General features: G+C 70.6%; 12 protein-coding genes. 9 read left to right on the top strand and 3 right to left on the bottom strand.

Annotated elements, in window-relative coordinates; all coding sequences use genetic code 11:
* Positions 1-5: 5 nt before the first annotated feature.
* On the bottom strand, positions 6-1190 hold the full coding sequence (locus ASE68_RS12950; protein ID WP_055859311.1) for an acetyl-CoA C-acetyltransferase: 1185 nt from the start codon (positions 1188-1190) through the stop codon (positions 6-8).
* Between the two features lie 128 nt (positions 1191-1318).
* Between ASE68_RS12950 and ASE68_RS12945 the strand changes: the two genes are divergently transcribed.
* From ASE68_RS12945 to ispG, 4 genes are all read left to right on the top strand, one after another.
* Positions 1319-2092, top strand: coding sequence for a CoA transferase subunit A (locus ASE68_RS12945; RefSeq protein ID WP_055859307.1), 774 nt, complete (start codon positions 1319-1321; stop codon positions 2090-2092).
* 1 nt (position 2093) lies between these two features.
* Positions 2094-2726 (top strand): CoA transferase subunit B, encoded by a 633-nt coding sequence (locus ASE68_RS12940; RefSeq protein ID WP_200921711.1) that lies wholly within the window; start codon positions 2094-2096, stop codon positions 2724-2726.
* Between the two features lie 122 nt (positions 2727-2848).
* Positions 2849-3598: a hypothetical protein gene (locus tag ASE68_RS12935; RefSeq protein ID WP_157421641.1), complete on the top strand. Its 750-nt coding sequence runs from the start codon at positions 2849-2851 to the stop codon at positions 3596-3598.
* 105 nt (positions 3599-3703) lie between these two features.
* On the top strand, positions 3704-4834 hold the full coding sequence (gene ispG / locus ASE68_RS12930; protein ID WP_055859302.1) for a flavodoxin-dependent (E)-4-hydroxy-3-methylbut-2-enyl-diphosphate synthase: 1131 nt from the start codon (positions 3704-3706) through the stop codon (positions 4832-4834).
* Between the two features lie 13 nt (positions 4835-4847).
* Here ispG and ASE68_RS12925 read toward each other — a convergent pair whose 3' ends face one another.
* Positions 4848-6107, bottom strand: a complete 1260-nt coding sequence (locus ASE68_RS12925) for an FAD-dependent oxidoreductase (protein ID WP_055859299.1) — start codon at positions 6105-6107, stop codon at positions 4848-4850.
* A gap of 167 nt (positions 6108-6274) precedes the next feature.
* On the opposite strand from ASE68_RS12925, the gene ASE68_RS12920 reads away from it, so the two are divergent.
* The 3 genes from ASE68_RS12920 to ASE68_RS12910 all read left to right on the top strand — a co-directional run bounded on the left by ASE68_RS12920 (position 6275) and on the right by ASE68_RS12910 (position 10725).
* The gene (locus tag ASE68_RS12920; RefSeq protein WP_055859296.1) at positions 6275-6919 is read left to right on the top strand and encodes a PadR family transcriptional regulator; all 645 of its coding nucleotides are present in this window, start codon (positions 6275-6277) and stop codon (positions 6917-6919) included.
* Positions 6920-7176: 257 nt separating this feature from the next.
* Positions 7177-8844, top strand: coding sequence for a hypothetical protein (locus tag ASE68_RS12915; RefSeq protein WP_055859293.1), 1668 nt, complete (start codon positions 7177-7179; stop codon positions 8842-8844).
* Positions 8845-8958: 114 nt separating this feature from the next.
* Positions 8959-10725 carry a proline--tRNA ligase gene (locus ASE68_RS12910; RefSeq protein ID WP_055859290.1) on the top strand — a complete coding sequence of 589 codons (1767 nt, stop codon included), beginning with the start codon at positions 8959-8961 and terminating at the stop codon, positions 10723-10725.
* A gap of 53 nt (positions 10726-10778) precedes the next feature.
* Here the strand turns inward: ASE68_RS12910 and ASE68_RS12905 are convergent, their stop codons facing one another.
* Positions 10779-11588 (bottom strand): DUF1206 domain-containing protein, encoded by an 810-nt coding sequence (locus ASE68_RS12905; protein ID WP_055859287.1) that lies wholly within the window; start codon positions 11586-11588, stop codon positions 10779-10781.
* A 213-nt stretch (positions 11589-11801) separates the two neighbouring features.
* Here ASE68_RS12905 and nusA point away from each other — a divergent pair, with 213 nt between their 5' ends.
* Entirely contained in the window at positions 11802-12800 is a 999-nt protein-coding gene (gene nusA / locus ASE68_RS12900) for a transcription termination factor NusA (protein ID WP_055859284.1), read from the top strand.
* 114 nt (positions 12801-12914) lie between these two features.
* Complete coding sequence (locus tag ASE68_RS19900; protein ID WP_082462230.1) at positions 12915-13178, top strand: YlxR family protein; 264 nt, start codon at positions 12915-12917, stop codon at positions 13176-13178.
* The last annotated feature ends 78 nt before the right edge of the window (positions 13179-13256 follow it).

Genomic DNA, 13256 nt, shown 5'->3' with positions numbered 1-13256 from the left:
GCGGCTCAGCGCGAGAGCAGCAGCGCCTCGCCCTGCCCGCCGCCGCCGCAGAGGGCGACGGCTGCACGACCCCCGCCGCGGCGTGAGAGTTCGAGCGCGGCGTGCAGCGCGAGTCGGGCGCCCGACGCGCCGATGGGGTGGCCGAGCGCGATGGCGCCGCCGTGCACGTTGACCTTCTCGGCGTCGAGGTCGAGGTCGCGCATCGACTGCAGCGAGACCGCGGCGAACGCCTCGTTGATCTCGACGAGGTCGAGGTCGGATGCCGCGAGCCCCTCGCGCTCGAGGGCCGCGGCGATCGCGTTCGAGGGCTGCGAGTGCAGCGAGTTGTCGGGGCCGGCGACCTGGCCGGATGCGCCGACGAGTGCGAGCCAGGGGAGCCCGCGCGACTCGGCCCACTCGCGGCTCGCGACGACGACCGCTGCGGCGCCGTCGGAGATCGGCGAGGAGTTGCCCGCGGTGATCGTGCCGCCCTCGGCGAAGGCCGGTCGGAGCCGGCCGAGCACCTCGGCCGTGGAGTCGGGACGGACGCCCTCGTCTGCCGAGACGACGACCGGGTCGCCCTTGCGCTGCGGCACCTCGACGGGCACGATCTCGTCGTCGAACAGGCCGGCAGCGGCCGCCGCGCCGGCGCGCACGTGGGATGCCGCGGCGATCTCGTCCTGCTCGGTGCGCGTGAGCCCGTACCGCCCGTTGAAGCGCTCGGTCGAGGCGCCCATCGACTCGCGGTCGAAGGCGTCGGTGAGGCCGTCGTGCGCGGCGTGGTCGAGCATCTCGACGCTGCCGTACGCCCAGCCCTTGCGCGAGCCCGGCAGCAGGAGCGGGGCCTGCGTCATCGACTCCTGGCCGCCGGCGACGACGACGGATGCCTCGCCGAGGCGGATCAGGCGGGCGGCATCGGTGATGGCGACGAGGCCCGAGAGGCAGACCTTGTTGATGGTGACCGCGGGCACCCGCCACGGGATGCCTGCTGCGACGGCCGTCTGCTTCGCGGGATTCTGCCCTGCACCGGCCTGGAGCACCTGGCCCAGGATCACCTGGTCGACGTCGTCGGGGGAGACCCCGGCCTTCGCGAGCGCCCCGCGCACCGCGACCGCGCCGAGCTCGACCGCGGAGCGGGTGCCGAGGTTGCCGCTCATGCGGCCGAACGGCGTGCGGGCTCCGGCGATGATGACGACATCGGTGGTGGGCATCGGGGACTCCTTCGTCGGGGGTTGGCTGTGCGCTGCTTCCATCCTACGATTCGGTTAGGGAGCATTCACCGGATTCACGAGGTCCGCCGTATGCGATCCCGTCATCGGGTCGACAGGGAGGTCGTGACATGACACTCGACAAGGTCATCGGGTCCGCCGCGGAGGCGGTCGCCGACATCACGTCAGGGGCGAGCATCGCCGTCGGCGGATTCGGGCTGTGCGGCATCCCGATGGTGCTGATCGACGCGCTGCTCGACAGCGGCGTCGACGAGCTCAGCATCGTGAGCAACAACTGCGGGGTCGACGACTGGGGCCTCGGCGTGCTGCTCGCCGCCCGTCGCATCCGCAAGATGACCTCGTCGTACGTCGGCGAGAACAGGGAGTTCGAACGGCAGTACCTCTCGGGCGAGCTCGAACTCGAGCTCACGCCGCAGGGCACGCTCGCCGAGAAGCTCCGCGCCGGCGGCAGCGGCATCGCCGCGTTCTTCACGCAGACCGGCGTCGGCACCCAGGTCGCCGAGGGCGGACTCCCGCGCCGGTACGGAGCCGACGGCACCATCGCCGTGGCCAGCCGGGCGAAGCCGGTGCAGGCCTTCACGTTCGCCGGGCGCGAGCGCGACTTCGTGCTCGAGGAGGCCATCACGACCGACTTCGCGCTCGTGCACGCGTTGCGCGGCGATCGTCACGGCAACCTCGTGTTCGACAAGTCGGCCCGCAACTTCTCGCCGCTCGCCGCAATGGCCGGCCGGATCTGCATCGCGCAGGTCGAGCACCTCGTCGAGCCCGGCGACCTCGATCCGGATGCCGTGCACCTCCCGGGCGTCTTCGTCGACCGCGTCGTCGTGGTGGGCCCCGACGTCGAGAAGCGCATCGAACGACGCACCGTGCGAGAGGAGGCCTGAGATGGCGCTGACCAGGCTCGAGATGGCCGCACGGGCGGCACGCGAACTCGCCGACGGCTCCTACGTGAACCTCGGAATCGGGCTGCCCACGCTCGTGCCGAACTTCGTGCCCGACGGCGTGACCGTCGTGCTGCAGTCCGAGAACGGGATCCTCGGCGTCGGGCCGTACCCGCGCGAGGCCGACGTCGATCCCGACCTCATCAACGCGGGCAAGGAGACCGTGACCGTGCTGCCCGGGGCCGCGTACTTCGACTCGGCGACGAGCTTCGGCATGATCCGCGGCGGCAAGATCGATGCCGCCATCCTCGGCGCCATGCAGGTCTCCGCCGGCGGCGACCTCGCCAACTGGATGATCCCCGGCAAGATGGTGAAGGGGCCGGGCGGCGCCATGGACCTCGTGCACGGAGCCCGCCGCGTGATCGTGCTCATGGAGCACGTCGCGAAGGACGGCTCGCCGAAGATCGTCGACGAGTGCTCGTTGCCGCTCACGGGTCGCGGCGTCGTCGATCGCATCATCACAGACCTCGCGGTCATCGACGTGACGCCGTCGGGCCTGGTGCTCGTCGAGTGCGCACCCGGCGTGAGCGTCGCCGACGTGGTCGCGGCCACGGAGCCGCCGCTCGCGGTCGACTGATCGGCGCCGGGCCCGGCGCCCGCCCGTCGTTACGCGATCGTCGCCTTCGCCTGCTTCCCTGCTGTAGGGCTCACTGGCAGGATCTCCCCATCGGCACCGGATGCCGCGAAGAATGGTGACGGATGCCACGCAGGAATCGATCGCGTCTCGGTGTCGTCGTGCTCGTCTCGGTCGTGCTCCTGTCGGGTTGCGCCGTGATTCCCGCCGCGTCCGAGCCCGAGCCGAGCGCGACGCCGACGACCCCGGCGCTCGAGCCGACCCCCGAACCGACCCCGTCTCCGACGGCGACCGCGGACCCGCTCGCATCGGTCGCCATGTTCGTCGCTCGCCCGACCGCGCTCGAGCTGCGGGACGCCTCCGGCGAACTCGTCGTCAGCCTCGAATATCTGGATGACGTCGGCCCGGCGATCGCGACCGTGGAACGTCTGCTCGGAGCTGAAGCCGAGACCGAGGAGTACCAGGCCTCCAATCACTATCCGGCCGCGACGCTGCACCGCTGGGGAGCGTTCGAGATCCTGGAGCGACGGTACGTCGATGGCTGGGCGCGGTTCTCCGAAGAGGAGCGCACGCTCGGCAAGCCGGCCTTCGGCGTGACGTTCACCGGGCCCGAGGAGTCTGGGTTCGACCTCACGACCGAGCAGGGGGTGCACGCGGGCGCGGAATGGGCGGACCTCATGGCCATGCCCGAGGTGCAGACCAACCCGAACGGGTGCAACGGCCCATACCTCGACTTCATCGGCAAGGACGTGACCTGGCCCGATGGCACCGCGCACGTGCAGAAGTACGCGGTCGACTTCCGCCCATCCGACGACCGAAACAGCATCGGTCGCGTCACTGCGCCGGTGCCGGTGTACGAGGACGGGTGCGCGTGAGCAGACCCGATGCCGTCGACGTCCGCCTGCGGCAGACATCCGTCTCGCAGCCGGCGCCCACCCAGCCGGAACTAGGATGAACACGTGCCTGCTGTGAATCTCGGAATGCCGAAAGTCCCCGAAGTCCTGGCCCCGCGACGCAAGTCCCGCCAGATCAAGGTGGGCAAGGTGCTCGTCGGCGGCGACGCCCAGGTGTCCGTGCAGTCGATGACCACGACGCCGACCACGAACATCAACGCCACGCTGCAGCAGATCGCCGAGCTCACGGCCTCCGGCTGCGACATCGTGCGCGTCGCCGTGCCGAGTCGCGACGACGCCGAGGCGCTCCCGATCATCGCGAAGAAGAGCCAGATCCCGGTCATCGCCGACATCCACTTCCAGCCGAACTACGTGTTCGCGGCGATCGACGCCGGATGCGCCGCAGTGCGCGTGAACCCGGGCAACATCCGCAAGTTCGACGACAAGGTCGGCGAGATCGCGGCCGCGGCGAAGGCCGCTGGCGTGTCCCTCCGCATCGGCGTGAACGCCGGTTCGCTCGACCCGCGCCTGCTCGAGAAGTACGGCAAGGCGACGCCCGAGGCGCTCGTCGAGTCGGCCGTCTGGGAGGCCTCGCTCTTCGAGGAGCACGACTTCCACGACTTCAAGATCTCGGTCAAGCACAACGACCCGATCGTCATGGTCAAGGCCTACCGCCTGCTCGCCGAGCGCGGCGACTGGCCCCTGCACCTCGGCGTGACCGAGGCCGGCCCCGAGTTCCAGGGCACCATCAAGTCGGCGACGGCGTTCGGCATCCTGCTCGGCGAGGGCATCGGCGACACCATCCGCGTCTCGCTCTCGGCGCCCCCGGCGCAGGAGGTCAAGGTCGGCCTGCAGATCCTGCAGTCGCTCAACCTCCGCGAGCGCAAGCTCGAGATCGTCTCGTGCCCGTCGTGCGGCCGTGCGCAGGTCGACGTCTACAAGCTCGCGAACGACGTGACCGACGGTCTCGAGGGCATGACCGTTCCGCTGCGCGTGGCCGTCATGGGCTGCGTCGTCAACGGCCCCGGCGAGGCCCGCGAGGCCGACCTCGGCGTGGCGTCCGGCAACGGCAAGGGCCAGATCTTCGTCAAGGGCGAGGTCATCAAGACCGTGCCCGAGTCCGAGATCGTCGCGACGCTGATCGAAGAGGCCAACCGCATCGCCGACGAGATGGGCGCGGATGCCCCGGTCGGCAGCCCGCAGGTCCTGACCCCGTAGTCGACGGCGCGCGTCAGCGCGGGCCGATGAGCTCGCGCAGCCGCGCGGAATCCGGCGCCAGCGCGAGGGCCACGGTGACGGCCGAGCGCACGGCGCTCTCGTGGGAGTCCACGTCGTGCATGTACAGTCCGGCGAGCCAGAGTCCGCCGGCTCCGTTGAGGCCCTTGAGGGTCGCCTGCGCGTCGAAGTACTCGGGCGTGATCATGCCGTGCTCGTAGGTGACGAGGGCGTGCAACGGATCGGGCAGCTCGTCGTCGTGGGTGATCCAGCTCTTGAAGACCGGAAGCCCGCGCCGCGGGTTCCAGACGGTCAGCGAGCTGTGCACGCCGTCCCACCTGGCGTTCACGACCGACCAGGATGCCTCGTCGCGCGGCATGAGGCGACGGTCGCCGTGGATCGCGATCCGCGTCTGGAAGGTGCGGAACCGCTCGAGCTGCGTGCGCATCCCGGCGAGCTCGGGGATCCCGGCGACGAGTCCGGCCGCCACACGCGGATTGCAGGCGAGCACGACGCGGTCGAACTCGTGCACGCCGCCGTCGGCGGTCTCGACGAGGAGGTGGCCGTGCTCGCGCGCGAGCCGGGTGATCGCGGCATCCGTTCGCACCGTCGTGCGTTCGAGTGACGCGACGAGGGCGTCGACGTAGACGCGCAGGCCGCCGGGGATCTCGCTCTGCACGGGAGCCCGGAGCCCGCTGCCGGCGTTCACGCCGAGGTAGTGGAACGCGTTGCGCGCGGCGAAGCCGAGGAACGCCTCACGGTCGACGCACCAGAACGACAACAGCAGCGGAACGAGGAACTCGTCGGTGAAGGCCTTCGGCAGCCGCTCGTGCTCGAGGTAGTCGGCGACCGTGACCGACGAGTCGTTCCGCGCGAGGAACGCGGGCAGGCGATCGATGAACCGCCGGAATCTCAGCAGGGTGCTGAGCGCGTCGGGCGCGAGTGACGACCAGGCGACGCGCCCCGCGCTCGCCGGAGGCATCGCCACGGCACGTCCCGAGCGCATATCGGCGACCGTGAGCGTGGCCGGGTAGGACTCGCGGGCGATGCCGAGCGCGTCGAGCAGGCGGTTGAACGTCGCGTAGGCGGGGCCGGGGGAGAAGAACTGGAAGCCGGCGTCCACGTCGAACGGCCGACCGTCGACCTCGACCGTTCGCGTGTCGGCGTGGCCGCCGAGGCGATCGTCGCGCTCGAAGAGGGTCACCTGGTGCTGCCGGTCGAGCAGCCACGCGGTCGTCAGTCCCGCGGCGCCACCGCCGACGATCGCGACCCTCATCGCTGCGGCATCCATGCGGATCTGCGGTGCGCACTCACGCGCTCACCCTAGTCCGCGGGTCGTCTCGAGGACGCGCCGATTGACATTGTGGCAATAGCGATATATCGTTGACCCATCACAGAAGTTCTGTGAGTCATCTTTCACCACAACCCGAAAGGAGTTCGCACATGTCACGCGAACACTTCATCGAAGCAGACCTCCGCGGTGCCGCCCGTCGACACGACCGGATGTCCCACCAGTTCCATCGCGGCGAGGGCCGCTTCCACCACGACCCCGCCTTCGGCCGTCCGCACCACGGGCCCGGTGCCTGGGGCGACGCGGCGTTCCCCGGCGGCCCCGGATTCGGACCCGGGTTCGGAGGCCGCGGCGGTCGCCGCCGCTCGAAGGGCGATGTGCGGGCGGCGATCCTGTCGCTGCTCGCCGAGAACCCGAGCAACGGCTACGCCATCATCAAGGCCGTCGCCGAGAAGACCGAGGGCGCCTGGCGTCCGAGCCCCGGCTCGGTCTACCCGACCCTGCAGCAGCTCGTCGACGAGGGCCTCATCGTCGCCGTCGGCGAAGGCCGCAAGACCGAGTTCCAGCTCACCGACGAGGGTCGCGCCTACATCGCCGACCACGAGGACGAGATCGCCGGAGCATGGGCGTCCGTGCCGAAGCCCAGCGAGTCGTCCACCGAGCTCTTCCAGGCGCTCGGCAAGCTCATGGGCGTCGCGGGCCAGTTCCGCCACGGGGCGAGCGACGAGCAGCGTGCGGCCGCGGCCGCGAAGATCGACGAGGCGCGCAAGGCGCTCTACCTGATCCTCGCCGAGTGAGCCGCACGGCCGATGCGGAGCGATCCGCCTCGGCCGCGTGGAAGAGCGAGCGGGCACCCGCCCGGCATCGAGCCGGGCGGGTGCCCTTTCCGCGTCGCGCGACGTCCCCCGAACTGGAGGTACGCCCCGGGTGGACGTCAGGGCGGACCCTGACATGGCCGAGCCGGTGCGGGCGTATCGTGACGGCCGTCCGGCTCGATTCCCGGACTGGACACCCGCCACCCGTTCCCCCCGGGCCGCACTCGAACGGAGCGAACATGTCCACCGAACTGTCCCCGCGAGCCCGATTCGGACTCGCCGCCGGCACCGTCGCGACGATGACCGCGCTGGCCTTCGCCCTGGCCCCATTGCCGGCGATCGCCGATGACGCCGTCCCCGATCCGCCCGCCGCGGCGGCCGAGGCGTCACCGACCTCCTCCGAGGCCGCACCGACCGCGGAGGCCGTCGAGGCACCGGATGCCGCGGCGGTCGTCGTGCCAGAGGAACCGGCGGCCGAGGAGCCGCCCGCTGCGGGGCCGGTCGCCGATGAGCCGGTCGCCGAGCCCGAGCCCGAGGCATCCGCCCCCGAAGCGCCGGCCGCCCCGGCCGACGACACGGAGCCCGCGGCCGCCGAACCCGCACCTGCGACGGACGAGCCCGCCGAGGCATCCGTCGTCGGAGGTGACGCGAGCCCGGGGAGGGGTGACGTCGCCCCAGCCGTCGAGGCGCCCGAGGTCGTCGTCGCGGCGCCGGAGGACACCGTCGAGGAGACGCTCGCCGCCGACGTCGAGGAACCGACGGTCACCCTGTTCGCCGCGGCGGCCGCTGGACCGATCGCGGCCGCGCTGCCGACCCCCGGTAGCCCGTGCTACCCGGCCGTCTGCATCACGAACGGAACGATTCTGCTCGCGGTCAACCCGACCGGCGAGCTGAACACGACCGACGCGACGGGCTCGGCTGCGGGACCCGGTGACGCCGGCCTCGCCTACCTGCCGACGGGCAACGACTCGACCTCGCCCGGGTGCCTGTGCGAGGGCTGGGGCGTCGCCGACCCCGCCTCCGGCGTCTGGGGCGGAGCGGATCTCGACACCGAGGGCCCCGGCGGGACGAACCTCGTGGTCGAGTCCTTCGAGTTCACGGGCTCGACGGCCACCTCCGTGGTGCTCGTCAACGATGCCGCGAACGCGCCGGTCTTCCGGGTGACCCACCAGTACGTGCCCTCGCCGGCGACGAAGAACCTGTACCAGGTGAACGTCATCATCGAGAACGTCTCGGGCGCCCCGATCGCGACGGTCCAGTACCGCCGCCTCATGGACTGGGACATCGAGCCGACCGCGTTCGACGAGTTCGTCACGATCGACGGCGGCTCGGCGAGTGCGCTGTTCTACACGAGCGATGACGGCTTCGCGAGCCCGAATCCGCTGTCGGGGCCGTCGAGCATCCTGTTCGAGGGCAACGGCGTCGATCAGGGTCCCGGTGACCACGGCGCGCTGTTCGACTTCCGGCTCGGGGGCCTCGCGGCGGGCGCCTCGCTCTCGTTCGTGATCTTCTACGGTGCCGCCGCGACCGAGGCGGAGGCGCAGGCCGCGCTCGGTGCCGTCGGCGCCGAGGCGTACTCGTTCGGTCAGAGCTCCCTCGACCCGTCGACGGGCACGCCGAACACGTTCATCTTCGCGTTCGGCAAGGTGGGGGGTACGCCGCTCTTCACGCCGGAGGGAACGCCGAGCCAGCCCGGACCGGTCGCCCAGCCGGCGGCCCCCGCGGCAGTGCCTTCCGTCGTCGTCGTTACCGCCGACGACACCATCACGGTCGAGGAGGATGCAGCGCCGGCGCTCGCCTCGACGGGCACCGAGCCCGTGCTGCCCGGCCTGCTCGGGCTGGCCGCGCTCGTGCTCGGCGGCATCGCCGTCGCGGCCGGTGCGGTGGCGCGACGCCGGAACGCCTGATCCGACACCGGGGGAGCGGGCGGGGCCGAGCGCCCCGCCCGCTCCCCACGTGCGTGCCCGACCTCGGTGCATCCGGTTTCGATGGCGGCATCCGACGCTCACTAGAATCGTCGGGTGCCCACACGCCTTTCCAACTACTTCCTCCGCACGCTCCGCGAAGACCCCGCCGACGCCGAGGTGACCAGCCACCGGCTGCTCGTGCGCGCGGGGTACATCCGCCGACAGGCCCCCGGCGTCTTCGCCTGGCTGCCGCTCGGCCTCCGCGTCAAGGCCAAGATCGAGGCCATCGTGCGCGAGGAGATGACGAACGCGGGTGCCCACGAGGTGCACTTCCCTGCGCTGCTGCCGCGCGAGCCTTACGAGGCCTCGAACCGATGGACCGAGTACGGCGACGCGCTCTTCCGCCTGCAGGACCGAAAGGGCGCCGACTACCTGCTCGCGCCCACGCACGAAGAGGTCTTCACGCTGCTCGTGAAGGACCTCTACAGCTCCTACAAGGACCTGCCGCTCTCGATCTACCAGATCCAGGACAAGTACCGCGACGAGGCGCGGCCCCGCGCGGGTCTGCTGCGCGGCCGCGAGTTCACGATGAAGGACGCCTACTCCTTCGACGTCACCGACCCGGGCCTCGATGCCAGCTACCAGGCGCAGCGAGATGCCTACGAGCGCATCTTCACCCGGCTCGGCCTCGAGTACGTCATCGTCAAGGCGGATGCCGGTGCCATGGGCGGTTCGAAGAGCGAGGAGTTCCTGCACCCGACGCCCGTCGGCGAGGACACGTTCGTGCGTTCCGCAGGCGGGTACGCCGCGAACGTCGAGGCGTTCACGACCGTCGTGCCCGAGGCGAGCCCGATCGAGGGGCTGCCCGAGGCCGAGGTGTTCGACTCGCCGAACACCCCCACCATCGCCACGCTCGTCGACCTCGCCAACGCGAACCACCCCCGCCCCGACGGGCGCGAGTGGACCGCGGCCGACACCCTGAAGAACGTCGTGCTCGCCCTCACCCATCTCGACGGCACCCGCGAGATCGTCGTCGTCGGCCTCCCCGGAGACCGCGACGTCGAGATGAAGCGCGTCGAGGTCGCGTTCGCACCGGCCGAGGTCGAGCCCGCCACCGAGGCCGACTTCGCGAAGAACCCCGGCCTCGTCAAGGGCTACATCGGACCCTGGTCGCCCGATGGCGCCGTGCTCGGCGAGACGTCGGCCACCGGCATCCGCTATCTCGTCGACCCCCGCGTCGTCGACGGCACCGAGTGGATCACGGGCGCCAACCTCGACCAGAAGCACGTGTTCGGCCTCGTCGTCGGGCGCGACTTCGTCGCCGACGGCACCGTCGAGGCGTCGAACGTGCGCGCCGGCGACCCGGCGCCCGACGGCTCCGGCCCGGTCGAGCTCGCCCGCGGCATGGAGATCGGACACGTCTTCCAGCTCGGCCGCAAGTACGCCGAGGTGCTCGGACTCAAGGTGCTCGACGAGAACGGCAAGCTCGCGACCGTGACGATGGGCTCCTACGGCATCGGCATCACCCGCATCCTCGCGATCATCGCCGAGGGCAACAACGACGAGAAGGGCCTCGTCTGGCCGGCCTCGGTCGCGCCCTTCGACGTGCACGTGGTCGCGACCGGTCGCGACGCCGTGGCGTTCGATCTTGCCGAGCGACTCTCGAACGAGCTCGAGCAGGCCCGTCTCGACGTGCTCTACGACGACCGCCCCAAGGTGTCGCCCGGCGTGAAGTTCGGTGACGCCGAGCTCATCGGCGTACCGCGCATCCTCATCGTGGGTCGTGGCGCTGCCGACGGCGAGGTCGAGCTCTGGGACCGCCGCACGGGCGAGCGCCAGACGCTGCCCGCGGCCGACGCGGTCGCGGCACTCCTGAGCTGACGGCGACGGCGCCCCGACGATTCGTCGGGGCGCCGTCGGCTCATCGGGTTCGCTCAGACATCCGCGTATCGTGCCCGCGCGAAGCAGTAGATGCCGTAGACCACGAGCCCCGCGCCGACGAGCCAGAGGATCACCTGGCCGAACGGCAGGGCGGCCAGGCTCTTCAGCGCTCCGTCGAGTCCGCTGGCCTTCTCGGGGTCGTGGGTGACCGCGGCCACGCCGAACAGCACGCCGACCACGGCCACGGCGATGCCCTTGGCCACGTAGCCGACCGTGCCGAGCACCCGGACGCCCTCGCCGACCTTGCCCGCCGGCAGCGACAACTGGCGCTCGAAGTCCTTGCGGATGCCGCGCACGACGAACGCGACGCCGATGCCGAGCGTGACGAGGGCGACGAGCACGAGCAGCAGCACGCCGCCGGGGCTCGAGAGCAGGGTCGCGCTGAACGACGTCGTCGACTGCGAGGAGTCGGAGCTGCCGCCGAGGGCCGTGACGAGGGCCGTCGCGCCGATCGCGATGTAGGCGACGGCCGTGCCCACATCCTTGGCACGATGTCCCCATTTCTTCTTCGCATCTGCGTCCTGCTCGAGGAATGCCCCGACGATCTGCCAGAGGGCGAGGGCGAACATGCCGAGCACGATCAGCCAGAGCACGAAGACGCCGAACGGCACGCGTGCGATCTGCTGCATCGCGCCGCTCTGGTCGGCTTCGCCACCGCCGGCGCCGACCGCGATCGACACGGCGATCGCGCCGATCACGATATGGACGATGCCGAGCACGACGTAGCCGGCGCGGGCCAGGATTCGGAAGGAGCTCGAGCGTTGGGCGGCGCTCGCGGTCGACTTGAGGGATTCCGGGGTCATCGGCTCAGCGTATCGACGGCGTCGACCCGTCGTGGCCCCCTTGCGCTGCGCGGTCCGGGCCGGTATCGGGCGTCGAACGGCATCTCGTGGCGAGCACGGGGCCGCGGCATCCGATGCTCGGTATTTCGACAGCGTCGGGCATCCGGTACCCTTGAAGATCGCCCGGCATTCCGGGCGCAACTGAATACGAGAGCTGAATAGAGGAGGCCGGCGATGGACATCGACCTCAGCGTGCTTCGCATGATGGAGCGCGAGAAAGAGATCCCGTTCGATGAACTGGTGCAGATCATCGAGCAGGCCATTCTCATGGCCTACCTGAAGCACACGCATCCCGACCAGCACGGCCACGCGAACCCCGACGGCGCGCGGGCTCACCTCGACCGCAAGACGGGCCACGTCTCGGTGTTCGTTCCCGAACTCGATGAAGAGGGCAACGTCGTCGGCGAGGCCGAAGACAGCCCGAGCGACTTCGGTCGCATCGCGGCCTTCGCGGCGAAGCAGGTCATCAACCAGCGACTGCGCGACCTGGCCGATGATGCTGTGCTCGGCGAGTTCCGCGGCCGCGAGGGCGACATCGTCGCCGGCGTGATCCAGCAGGGCCCGAACCCCCGCATGATCCACATCGACCTCGGCTCGGTCGAGGCGATCCTCCCGCCTGAGGAGCAGGTGCCCGGCGAGGAGTACCCGCACGGCCAGCGCATCCGCGTCTACGTGACGAGCGTCGCGAAGGGCACCAAGGGCCCGTCGATCACGGTGTCGCGCACGCACCCCGCGCTCGTCCGCAAGCTGTTCGCGCTCGAGGTGCCCGAGATCGCGAACGGCGTCGTCGAGATCGTCTCCCTCGCCCGCGAGGCCGGACACCGCACGAAGATCGCCGTGCGCGCCAACCAGCCCGGCATCAACGCCAAGGGTGCGGCGATCGGCGAACTCGGACAGCGCGTCCGCGCCGTCACGGCCGAGCTCGGCGCCGAGAAGATCGACATCGTCGACTACTCCGACGACCTCGCCACGTTCGTCGCGAGCGCGCTCTCGCCCGCCAAGGTCACGAGCGCGTTCGTCATCGACGAGTCGACCAGGGCGGTCCGCGCCCTCGTTCCCGACTACCAGCTCTCGCTCGCGATCGGCAAGGAGGGCCAGAACGCCCGCCTCGCCGCCAAGCTCACGGGCGCGAAGATCGACATCCAGCCCGACTCGGTCCTCGAGTCGAACTAGCCGGCACGCCGGGTCCGGTCGGACGACCGGCCCGGTCCCGCCCGGCCGGTCGTCCTGCCGGTCGGAACGAGCCAGACCCAGGGCGTCCGCGGCGCCCAGCCTCGGAGGTGTAGGATGGAACCCGTCAGAACGTGCATCGGATGCCGTTCGCGCGCTCCACGATCCTCACTTCTGAGGGTCGTCTCCCACCAAACACAGGTCGTCGCTGATGCTTCGGCCGTGCTTCCGGGCAGGGGCGCGTGGTTGCATCCGACACTCGAGTGCTACCGGCTCGCCGTTCGGAAGCGCGCCTTCGGGCGCGCACTCCGCATTCGCGGCGAGGTGGACACCGGCAACGTAGAGAACAGGCTGAACACACAAGTGATGACCAATGAGTGACAACTAATGAGCGGCTCGAAATGAGTCCCGTCCGTTATTGATGGTCTGCCCCTGTCCGGGGTCAGACCCGGAACAGGA

This window comes from Agromyces sp. Leaf222, from assembly GCF_001421565.1.
GTDB lineage: Bacteria > Actinomycetota > Actinomycetes > Actinomycetales > Microbacteriaceae > Agromyces.
The sequence above is the reverse complement of the archived record's forward strand: the minus strand, read 5'-3'. Positions and strand labels throughout refer to the sequence as shown.

What these genes read in the sequence shown, in the direction of transcription:
- ASE68_RS12950 (WP_055859311.1), bottom strand. Translation starts at nt 1,190, where the DNA reads ATGCCCACCACCGATGTCGTCATCATCGCCGGAGCCCGCACGCCGTTC.
- ASE68_RS12945 (WP_055859307.1), top strand. Translation starts at nt 1,319, where the DNA reads ATGACACTCGACAAGGTCATCGGGTCCGCCGCGGAGGCGGTCGCCGAC.
- ASE68_RS12940 (WP_200921711.1), top strand. Translation starts at nt 2,094, where the DNA reads ATGGCGCTGACCAGGCTCGAGATGGCCGCACGGGCGGCACGCGAACTC.
- ASE68_RS12935 (WP_157421641.1), top strand. Translation starts at nt 2,849, where the DNA reads ATGCCACGCAGGAATCGATCGCGTCTCGGTGTCGTCGTGCTCGTCTCG.
- ispG (WP_055859302.1), top strand. Translation starts at nt 3,704, where the DNA reads ATGCCGAAAGTCCCCGAAGTCCTGGCCCCGCGACGCAAGTCCCGCCAG.
- ASE68_RS12925 (WP_055859299.1), bottom strand. Translation starts at nt 6,107, where the DNA reads ATGAGGGTCGCGATCGTCGGCGGTGGCGCCGCGGGACTGACGACCGCG.
- ASE68_RS12920 (WP_055859296.1), top strand. Translation starts at nt 6,275, where the DNA reads ATGTCACGCGAACACTTCATCGAAGCAGACCTCCGCGGTGCCGCCCGT.
- ASE68_RS12915 (WP_055859293.1), top strand. Translation starts at nt 7,177, where the DNA reads ATGTCCACCGAACTGTCCCCGCGAGCCCGATTCGGACTCGCCGCCGGC.
- ASE68_RS12905 (WP_055859287.1), bottom strand. Translation starts at nt 11,588, where the DNA reads ATGACCCCGGAATCCCTCAAGTCGACCGCGAGCGCCGCCCAACGCTCG.
- nusA (WP_055859284.1), top strand. Translation starts at nt 11,802, where the DNA reads ATGGACATCGACCTCAGCGTGCTTCGCATGATGGAGCGCGAGAAAGAG.
- ASE68_RS19900 (WP_082462230.1), top strand. Translation starts at nt 12,915, where the DNA reads ATGGAACCCGTCAGAACGTGCATCGGATGCCGTTCGCGCGCTCCACGA.